The 9673-nt window shown below is 39.7% G+C and carries 9 protein-coding genes; 4 read left to right on the top strand and 5 right to left on the bottom strand.

What is annotated here, in order from left to right:
- Positions 1 to 207 precede the first annotated feature (207 nt).
- A complete protein-coding gene (gene cysQ, locus I6E85_RS20410; RefSeq protein WP_002963016.1) occupies positions 208 to 1011 on the bottom strand; it encodes a 3'(2'),5'-bisphosphate nucleotidase CysQ in 804 nt (267 codons plus the stop codon).
- Entirely contained in the window at positions 1004 to 1576 is a 573-nt protein-coding gene (gene nudE / locus I6E85_RS20405) for an ADP compounds hydrolase NudE (protein WP_007586548.1), read from the bottom strand. The genes cysQ and nudE overlap by 8 nt, the downstream gene beginning before the upstream one ends.
- Positions 1577 to 1637: 61 nt before the next feature.
- On the opposite strand from nudE, the gene yrfG reads away from it, so the two are divergent.
- Positions 1638 to 2285 (top strand): GMP/IMP nucleotidase, encoded by a 648-nt coding sequence (gene yrfG / locus I6E85_RS20400; protein WP_007378908.1) that lies wholly within the window; start codon positions 1638 to 1640, stop codon positions 2283 to 2285.
- A gap of 15 nt (positions 2286 to 2300) precedes the next feature.
- Here yrfG and I6E85_RS20395 read toward each other — a convergent pair whose 3' ends face one another.
- The 3 genes from I6E85_RS20395 to I6E85_RS20385 form a co-directional block, all read right to left on the bottom strand.
- On the bottom strand, positions 2301 to 2924 hold the full coding sequence (locus I6E85_RS20395) for a dUTP diphosphatase (RefSeq protein ID WP_007586550.1): 624 nt from the start codon (positions 2922 to 2924) through the stop codon (positions 2301 to 2303).
- 105 nt (positions 2925 to 3029) lie between these two features.
- Complete coding sequence (locus tag I6E85_RS20390; RefSeq protein WP_024590551.1) at positions 3030 to 3398, bottom strand: YacL family protein; 369 nt, start codon at positions 3396 to 3398, stop codon at positions 3030 to 3032.
- 115 nt (positions 3399 to 3513) lie between these two features.
- On the bottom strand, positions 3514 to 3738 hold the full coding sequence (locus I6E85_RS20385) for a hypothetical protein (RefSeq protein WP_002963009.1): 225 nt from the start codon (positions 3736 to 3738) through the stop codon (positions 3514 to 3516).
- Positions 3739 to 4040: 302 nt separating this feature from the next.
- On the opposite strand from I6E85_RS20385, the gene uvrD reads away from it, so the two are divergent.
- From uvrD to I6E85_RS20370, 3 genes are all read left to right on the top strand, one after another.
- Positions 4041 to 6206: a DNA helicase II gene (uvrD, locus tag I6E85_RS20380; RefSeq protein ID WP_007586555.1), complete on the top strand. Its 2166-nt coding sequence runs from the start codon at positions 4041 to 4043 to the stop codon at positions 6204 to 6206.
- Entirely contained in the window at positions 6184 to 8253 is a 2070-nt protein-coding gene (locus I6E85_RS20375) for a GNAT family N-acetyltransferase (protein WP_197237291.1), read from the top strand. The genes uvrD and I6E85_RS20375 overlap by 23 nt, the downstream gene beginning before the upstream one ends.
- 102 nt (positions 8254 to 8355) lie before the next feature.
- Positions 8356 to 9165 (top strand): chemotaxis protein, encoded by an 810-nt coding sequence (locus tag I6E85_RS20370; protein WP_197237290.1) that lies wholly within the window; start codon positions 8356 to 8358, stop codon positions 9163 to 9165.
- The last annotated feature ends 508 nt before the right edge of the window (positions 9166 to 9673 follow it).

Below are 9673 nucleotides of genomic sequence, written 5' to 3'. Positions count from 1 at the left end.
CGGGAGCCGGATTTGAACCGACGACCTTCGGGTTATGAGCCCGACGAGCTACCAGACTGCTCCATCCCGCGCCTGTAATTTCTTTAAAACATTTTCGTAATATTTACGAGCCTGCCTTGAAGAGAGCGCTACTATATAGGAATAAACATTTAATGCAAGGCCTAAACTAATTAAAGTTGTTCAACCGAACAAAAAGCAATCAAATTGCTATTCTGCGCTCAACCTTTGATGCGGATTAATCATTTTTTGCCATTCCCAGTCTGGATGTCCCATCACTATAAAGTCAGGGTTCTCAGTACTCTCGCGTTGGTTGTACGTTAGCGGGTTAAATTCTGCATCGGTAATACAACCACCGGCTTCTTCAACAATAACTTGTGAAGCACCTGTATCCCACTCTCCCGTTGGACCAATTCTTAAAAAACAATCTGCTTTGCCTTCTGCAACAGTACAAGCTTTTAATGAGCACGAGCCAATAGCAATAGTTGTAAACTGACTATTTAAATACTGACTCACCGCTTCTATTTTTTGGCGGCGGCTCACTGCAAGCGTCAAGCTCTCTGGCGGCGCTACAGATATTTGCTTATCAATTGAGTTTTCACGTTTAAAGGCACCATTTTTAGCTGTAGCAAAATAAGTCACACCTTTTGCAGGCCAATGAATAACGCCAAGCACAGGATGATTATTTTCAATCAATGCAATGTTTACTGCAAAGTCGCCACTTTCTAAAATAAATTCGCCTGTACCATCCATCGGATCGAGCAACCAATAACGCTGCCAGTCCTGTCTGTCGGCGAGTGCAGGTATAGGTGTTTCTTCCGACATAATTGGGATATCGGGCGCAAGTGCTTTTAATCCAGCAACCAGTACGTCATTTGCTGCTAAGTCAGCTTTGGTAACAGGCGTATTATCTGATTTCTCTTGTTGGCCAATATCGCCTTTTTTATAAATGGCCATAATTGCATCGCCAGCACGCTCAGCTAATTCAATACACGGTTCGATTAATTTATTCATCGGCAGCTCCAGACGCTAAATACTTATCTAATAATAGCAAAGCTGCAACACTGCGTGCTTCGGTAAAATCTTCTTGGTCTAATAATGACTGCCACTGAGTTAATGGCCACTTAACAACAACAAGCGGCTCTGGTTCGTCGCCAATAAGGGTTTGTGGGTATAATTGCTTAGCAAATAAAATATGCATAGTGGCATTAAAGTAACTCGGCGCCATTGTTACTGTTCTTAATGGTTTAAAATACTCAGCACCAAAGCCAATTTCTTCTTTAAGCTCTCTGTTAGCAGCTTGCTCTGGCGTTTCGCCCGGATCGATTAAGCCTTTAGGAAAACCTAACTGGTAATCGTTTGTGCCCGCACAGTATTCACGTACAAGTAGTAATTCGTTGTCTGCACTTAACGGAACAATCATCACGGCTCCCCGGCCACCGCCGCGAATTCGCTCATACTGGCGCTCTTCGTTATTAGAAAACTTTAGCTCTAAAGACTCCACAGTAAACAGGCGGCTTTTAGCGACAACATTGTTACTGAGGATTTGTGGTGGTGTTGGGTGCTTTTTCTGTGTCATTGGCGTTAATTTGCTATCATGGCAGTTAGTTCAATAATAAACCTTATAAGTTGAAATTCCTATGTTAAATTGGTCAAAAATCGATACCGTTTTGCTCGACATGGATGGAACATTACTCGATTTACATTACGACAGTCATTTTTGGCTTAACGTTATTCCTGCGCAACACGCATTAGCAAGGGGCATTAGCCTAGATGCAGCTAAAGCAGATATTTTAAAACGCTATCAAGCTGTGAGCGGTCAAATACAGTGGTATTGTTTAGATTATTGGGAGCAGCAATTAAGCTTGCCTATAATGGAGCTTAAACGAGAGTCTCAGCATTTAATTAAAATGCGCGAAGACGTACCTCATTTTTTAACTGAGCTTAAAAAAGCAGGCAAAGAGTTAATTTTACTTACCAACGCCCACCCTGAGAGTGTCATGCTTAAATTTGAGCATACAGCGATTGATAACTACCTAGATGGCGTAGTGTCTACTCATGAATATGGAGTAAGTAAAGAGCAACAAAGTTTGTGGCACCAAGTACAAAAAGACTTAGGGTTTAATAAGCAGCGCACTTTGTTTGTAGATGACAGTGTGCCGGTTTTGAATGCTGCACGAGAATACGGCATTGAGCACTTACTTGCAGTTGCTAACCCTGATAGCCAACAACCACATAACGAAATAGCCGATTACCTGAGTGTTACCGACTATCGTAAGATTATTTAACTCAACTTACGTGACTTAAATTTTTGGGTAACGCGCTTCTAGCCCTTGATATACTAATTTTGCAAAATCTGCATGTTCTGTATCAAGGCTTTTAACTACTTCAACTAAATGCTCGTTATCTTCTTGCCCGTTCCATTCTTTAATATAGCTACCATCTTTGTAACCGTGATCTTGGCGGAAAAAGTTTAACGTATTTTTACCTACGTAGCCGCGATATAAATCATCAATATCCATACCCATTTGCGCCATACAGCCGGCAAAGGCACCTGCATTAAACGTTTTATCAGCAACAGCAGACGCCGCTAATATCTCTAGTGTTTGTTTAAAGTCATCAGCTTGTTGAGCATTACTAAGCTCAGTTTCAAGTTGCTTTGCTAAGTCTTCGTAGCTAGTTTCACCGTCAATTCTAAGCGATAGACCAAAATGAAAAATATCAACCAACTCTAAAATAACTTGTTCAGTATCTGGTGTTTGTTTTTTCCACCATTTCCAACCATGATGATCTAGCATTTCAGCACACTCAACCCAAATAGCGCGGTACCATTCAAACCCTTGAGTAAACCATTGCTCATGTACTTTAGTATTCATGGCGTTTTGCATTTCTAGCATCACTACTAGCTTGTTTAAATTGGCAGACATATCAATTCCTGTCGTTTTGGTTGGCGTAATTTTCGTTGGTGTAATAATACAGATAAAATGCTGATTGTGCATTGCTGTATATTTTTATTAGTGTGCTAATTATGTTTATCGTGACGTCGTAAACTCATGCCATGAATCAATTAAATCAATGAAATCTTCAAAGCCACAACCACTACTTAAACCATTTTCTTCAAGCGCTAAATCGTCATCCTGATACGCTATTAGGTCTTCGCTGTCTTGATGAAGCGCATGGGCTTCAAATAATGCTTCGTCTTTCGTTAATATTAAATCTATTTCTTGGCCTTTTAGTGTTAGCGGCTCATAGCTTGAACTTACCGATGCAATAAGCGCTAGTACCATGGCTACTTTGTCTTTGCCTATTTCTTCGTTTAGCCAGCGACCAATAATAGCGTGTTCACTGCTTATTTTAATACGTAGCCCACTAATAGGGTCGCGAATAAATTGATATTCCATAGGGTTTGCCTGTAAATCTTTGATTGCGTAATTATATACGTAAACGCCCGTAAACCACAGGACATATAAAGTAAAATAGCGCCACATGGCGCTATTTTACTCAACTTTAAAACCGTTAACTTCGCGATCTATAACGCGCTGCGTCAATGATCGACCATAAGTAGATAATAGGCACAAGTACAAAGCCTACAAGCACATAAATTAGTGCGTAACTTATTATAATAGCGAGTGCAAAAAATATAGCCGCTAAAATACGCCCTTGCACTAACTGCCCTAAACCAGGAAAAAATATATTACATAATGCTGCGATTACGTTACCGCCAGAACCCTGATCTGCCATACTAACCTCTGTATTTATTTGATTTTATAATTATTTACTTACACACTTTATGCCAATTTATTAAAGCTTACAAATCAAATAGTTAAATTAGTCTAGATTTAGAGAGTTAGTAAATTTTGCTAACTTTAGGTCAAATTAGCAATTTTTGTTATGCGTTTACGCTTTTTATTCGCTTAGTTAATTAGCAAGTTACTCGTTTTGAACACTATTTTATAAATAGCTGTTTATAAAAACAGTATTTTATTTAGCCTAACAAAAACACCTGTTATACTGCCCACAATATTGATTAAAAAGGCGTAACGATGGACGTTTCACAATTACTCGATGGCTTAAATGACAAACAACGCGATGCCGTTGCAGCCCCACTACAAAACATGCTGGTATTAGCAGGTGCTGGGTCTGGTAAAACACGAGTGTTAGTTCATCGTATTGCGTGGCTTATGCAAGTTGAGCAAGCCTCCGCTTACAGTATTTTTGCAGTTACATTTACTAATAAAGCCGCTAAAGAAATGCGTGGCCGCGTTGAAGAAACACTAAAAGCGCCTGTAGGTGGCATGTGGATTGGTACTTTCCATGGTTTATCGCATCGTATTTTACGTGCTCATCACCGTGAAGCTAATTTACCAGAAGCCTTTCAAATTTTAGACTCTGACGATCAGCTTCGGATGATCAAGCGCTTATTAAAGTCGATGAATATTGATGATAAAAAATGGCCTGCTAAACAATTTGGCTGGTACATAAGCGCCAAAAAAGATGAAGCACTTCGCCCTAAAGATATTCAAGCATACGATATTAATGAGCAAATGATGCTGCGTGTTTATGCCGCCTATCAAGAGGCCTGTGATAGAGCGGGCCTAGTTGATTTTGCTGAAATATTACTACGCAGCTACGAAGTGTTAAAAAATAACCCTACGTTACTGCGTCATTATCAGCAACGCTTTGCGCATATGCTCGTAGACGAGTTCCAAGATACAAATACCATTCAATATGCTTGGTTAAAATTACTTGCTGGCGATACTAACAGCATTATGATTGTAGGCGACGATGACCAAAGCATTTATGGTTGGCGTGGTGCTAAAATCGAAAACATTAAACGTTTTTTAACTGACTTTAGCGCAGAAACCATTCGTCTTGAACAAAACTACCGCTCAACAGCGACTATTTTGAAAGCGTCTAACGCATTAATTCAAAATAACTCAGAACGTATGGGTAAAAGCTTGTGGACCGACGGTAACGACGGCGAGCCAATCTCTATTTATGCAGCATTTAATGAGTTAGACGAAGCACGCTTTGTAAGTAGCAAACTACGAAGCTGGTTAAATGCAGGTAATGCCCTACAAGATGCCGCAATTTTATACCGTAGTAACGCGCAATCTCGTGTACTCGAGGAGGCCATGCTGCAAGAAGGCTTAAAATACCGTATTTATGGTGGTATGCGATTCTTCGAACGACAAGAAATTAAAGATGCGCTTTCGTATTTACGCCTAGTAGGTAATCGTCAAGACGATGCCGCGTTTGAGCGTGTAATTAATACGCCAGCACGCGGTATTGGTGATAAAACATTGAGCCATATACGAGATTGTGCACGAGCAGAATCGTTACCGCTTTGGTATGCCGCAAAAGCAATTGTAGAACAACAGCACTTATCTGGTCGTGCCTCTGGTGCAGTAAGTAAGTTTGTAGAACTAGTTGAACAAATAGAAGATAAAATTAGCGATCTAACTTTGCATGAGCAAGCCAAGTACACAATTCAAACCTCAGGCTTAATGGCAATGTACCAAGCTGAAAAAGGTGAAAAAGGCCGTGCTCGCGTAGAAAACTTAGAAGAGCTAATTAGCGCATGTGACCAGTACGAACTTCCTGAAGACGAAGAATACAGCTCGCCTTTACAAGGCTTTTTAGCACATACATCACTTGAGTCAGGTGAAGGACAAGCAGAAGAGCACGAAGATGCCGTTCAAATGATGACACTTCACTCAGCTAAAGGATTAGAGTTTCCGTTAGTGTTTATGGTGGGCGTAGAAGAGGGCATGTTCCCTTCTCAGCAAAGTAACGAAGAGTCTGGCCGCTTAGAAGAAGAGCGCCGCCTTTGTTATGTAGGCATGACACGAGCAATGGATAAGTTATACATTAGCCATGCTGAGAGTCGCCGCTTATACGGGCAAGAAAAATACCATAGCCCATCACGCTTTTTACGCGAAATACCTGAGGACTGCGTAGAAGAAATCCGTATTAAAACACAGGTTTCTCGTCCACCTGCCGCCGGGCGTTTTAGCGCATCAGTTAGCCATGCCGCATTTGAAGATAGTGGTTTTAACTTAGGGCAACGAGTTTTGCATGCTAAGTTTGGTGTTGGTACCGTACTTAATTACGAAGGCAGTGGCGCGCAATCTCGCGTACAAGTTAACTTTGACGACCTTGGCAGTAAATGGTTAGTAACGGCCTATGCACGATTACAAGCTGTATAAATCTCACCTAAATGAGTTAGAACAACAACTAGCTGGCGCGTATCATCGTCAGCTAGTGTTGATTACCGGCAGCCCTGCTTGGTGTTATGAATTACTTAACTCATTAATAGATGAAAACAATACACTTGTTGTATCAAAGCAGTGCGCGATTAAAAATTCGTACTGGCCTACTCGCACTCACCAAATTTTAGGGCAAGAATTTGCTCATGCTGTTTATAATGGTTTTAGTGGTTTGCACCCTGATAAACTTGCAGCACTTACCGGCACCGTTAAAGCAGGCGGTATACTGTTTTTATTACTGCCCGAATTAAATGATTTAGCCTTTTGGCAAGACCCCTCATTAAGTACAGTGCAATCACACGGTCAGAGTATTGACTACAGTTTATTTAATAATCGTTTCGCGGCTATTATTAAGCGGTTACCCGCTTTTCATTTTAGTGAACAAAATGGCTGTATTAGTAATCTCGTCAGCTCTGTTACGGATAATAAAATTGATTATCTACCACAGCAAAACTGCGTTGAACAAATAGTAAAAGTAGCTAATGGCCGTGCCAACAGACCTTTACTCATTAATGCTGATAGAGGTAGAGGCAAGTCGGCAGCACTTGGCTTAGCTGCCGCAAAATTGACTGATAAAAAAGTAATTATTTGCAGCACTCAGTTTAAAGCGACCCATAGTAGCTTTAAACATTTAGCCAACGAGCTAAGCCTTCAATACAACGCTGAACATAAACAGCTCGCCAACTTGCACTACGTTGCACCTGACGCGTTATTAAATGCATTACCTGAGTGCGATTTATTACTCATTGATGAAGCTGCCGCGATCCCTGTTCCGTTATTGCTAAAAATGCTAGCTCATTACCCTCGTATAGTATTTGCAAGTACACTGGTTGGGTATGAGGGCAATGGTAGGGGTTACACCATTCGCTTTAGTAACTATATAAAAGCGCACTATAAAGCCTCTAAAGTTGTAACGCTTGATGAGCCACTGCGTTTTGCCAAACACGATCCCCTCGAGAAGCACATTCGCACCTTGCTTGCACTCGATGCACAATATAAAGAGTTAAATAGTGAGCAATTAGAGCAGCCAGTTCATAGCGAAATAACTCAGCAATCCCTTGTAAACAATGAGCCTTTACTGCAACAAGTTATTGCCCTGCTTGCATTGGCTCACTATCAAAGTAGTGTAAACGATTTACGCCAACTACTAGACGCACCATCGCAACGAATATTCATCAGCAAAATTAACAATCAATTAGTTGGTGTATGTTTAATCGCAATAGAAGGTGGTTTAAGTGAAGAACTTGCTCTACAGGTTATAAGCGGAGAGCGCCGCCCACAGGGTCATTTAATGGCTCAAACCCTCTCACAACTTAGCTTTGATAATGACTACTTAACACAGTTGAGCGCTCGCGTTGTACGAATAGCGATTGATCCGAGTTCTCACAATATGGGTTTTGGTAAAAAGCTACTTAGCTATTGCGAGTCGCAAGTAAAAAGCCAATGTAGTTGGTTTGGTGCAAGCTTTGGCGCAACAGCGCAGCTACTTAACTTTTGGCAAAAACAAGGGTTTGATACCGTAAAACTGGGTTATCAACGCGATAAAAGCACAGCTGAACATTCAGCGCTTGTGGTTAAATGCTTAAGCAATAAAAGTGCAATTATCCAACCTTTGAAAAAGCAGTTTAAAAACGACTTTTTTTATGCTCTTTTAACACATTTTAAAACACTAGATTGGCAACTTGTAAGTATTTTAATTGAAGGATTTAGCGATGAGTTAGTAAGCCCCGAGACTCGCGAACGATTAGCCTTGCTCGTAAACAGTAACTTCACTCAATTTAATATCTCTGCGACTCTCTGGCAGGTAGTGAATCAGTCTCCTTCTTGTATGTCTCAATTAACAGAGTCTGATAAACAACTTTTAATAAAGTTAGTGCTGCAAAATGAATGTAATGAAAAAGTGATTCAACACTTAGGTTTATTAGGAAAAAAGCAGCTTGAGAATCAATTTAAACGTGCCATAAAAAACCTCACTAGTGCCATCTAATAACTCCTAGTTACCTATCTCTATTAAATCTTATCCATCTTTAAGCTATTTATTTAATTTGTTCTATCCTTAAAACATTAACAGGTAAATTAAGATAAAGGCATGGAATTAATAAACTTTAAAGTGGGCTGCAAAACAATTTCACTTAAAATACTCGATATTTTATTAACAGAGCGCTTTGACAATAATCTAACAACTTTACCCAACAATAATAAAAGCTTTATTGGTGTTAAAGATTATATGGATATACCAACGCCTGTGTTTGATTTAGGTATTATTTTAAATAATATCTCAACCGAACAAAGTAATGCGCATGTACTAAAACAACTAAGAACATGGCAAGAAAAACTATTAAACTGGTTCAATACCCTTCAAAGTACCTTGCTAAATAGCTCGGCTTCTATTTCAAGCAATGATGCAGAACTACAAGATTTTGTTCTGTTTTACAAAGAGTTCAACACCGATAATGAAGACTTAAAACTAACAATGTCTCGACTTAACGAACCTTTCCAATCATTGCTAGAAACGTTAAAAGAAGCTATATCAGCTCATAATCAAAGCGATTATAAACAAGTATCAACTCTGCTCGAAAAAATTAAGCGTAGTAACCTAATTCAGCTAGAGCGTTTATTCGAATCAGCTAAAGAGCAAATAACCTTAGACTATAAACCTATTATTGTTTTTACCACTAAAGACGGCTTAAACCCACACGTAGGGTTATTGGTAGATAAAGTCGAAGATAATATCGACTATAAAAAAGAAGACATTAAACCACTAGATAAGCTCACTGAGGTTGGTTTTGATCTAGACCCACAAACTAAAAATATGATGCGAGGATTAATCAAGCTTTCACAAAAGCACAGTGTATTAATTGATCCAAGCGTAATATTTAAACCAACACAACTAGAATAATCTGAAAGTGAAGAAACTCAAGCTTACGGACTATTTTAAATAGTCTTTAGATTTGGTTATAAACTTTAGTACTGAAGTAAGGAGCTATTCTACTCGACTTGTACATTTAGATAAATTGGAGAGAAATCGAGTGCGTAATGTTAGTTACTCATATTTCACTATTCTGCAAACGTAAAAAGCCCGAATCGTTAGATCCGGGCTCGCTACAATGTGAAGTCGGTGCGCTACGCAGTAGAAAGTCACGTAGCAAATGCCAATTTATTAGCCGACTGAGATATTAAGGGATTTTGTTGTGATTCTAGCGTCGGGAGTCGCTGCGCTACGTGATAGGTGTTAGATGTTAGGTGTTGATGTGAAAGTGTGTTAATTGTGCGTATTTTACTTTTCTGTAGACGTAAAAAAGCCCGAATCGTTAGATCCGGGCTTTCTACAATTTGAAGCCTGGTAATGTCCTACTTTCACATAGCAAATGCTACACTATCATCGGCGCTGTTTCGTTTCACTACTG

Source organism: Pseudoalteromonas sp. NZS71, from assembly GCF_015864715.1.
Taxonomy (GTDB): domain Bacteria; phylum Pseudomonadota; class Gammaproteobacteria; order Enterobacterales; family Alteromonadaceae; genus Pseudoalteromonas; species Pseudoalteromonas arctica.
The sequence above is the reverse complement of the archived record's forward strand: the minus strand, read 5'-3'. Positions and strand labels throughout refer to the sequence as shown.

Coding starts and splice junctions, on each gene's coding strand:
- cysQ (WP_002963016.1), bottom strand. CDS start 1,011: ATGAATAAATTAATCGAACCGTGTATTGAATTAGCTGAGCGTGCTGGC.
- nudE (WP_007586548.1), bottom strand. CDS start 1,576: ATGACACAGAAAAAGCACCCAACACCACCACAAATCCTCAGTAACAAT.
- yrfG (WP_007378908.1), top strand. CDS start 1,638: ATGTTAAATTGGTCAAAAATCGATACCGTTTTGCTCGACATGGATGGA.
- I6E85_RS20395 (WP_007586550.1), bottom strand. CDS start 2,924: ATGTCTGCCAATTTAAACAAGCTAGTAGTGATGCTAGAAATGCAAAAC.
- I6E85_RS20390 (WP_024590551.1), bottom strand. CDS start 3,398: ATGGAATATCAATTTATTCGCGACCCTATTAGTGGGCTACGTATTAAA.
- I6E85_RS20385 (WP_002963009.1), bottom strand. CDS start 3,738: ATGGCAGATCAGGGTTCTGGCGGTAACGTAATCGCAGCATTATGTAAT.
- uvrD (WP_007586555.1), top strand. CDS start 4,041: ATGGACGTTTCACAATTACTCGATGGCTTAAATGACAAACAACGCGAT.
- I6E85_RS20375 (WP_197237291.1), top strand. CDS start 6,184: ATGCACGATTACAAGCTGTATAAATCTCACCTAAATGAGTTAGAACAA.
- I6E85_RS20370 (WP_197237290.1), top strand. CDS start 8,356: ATGGAATTAATAAACTTTAAAGTGGGCTGCAAAACAATTTCACTTAAA.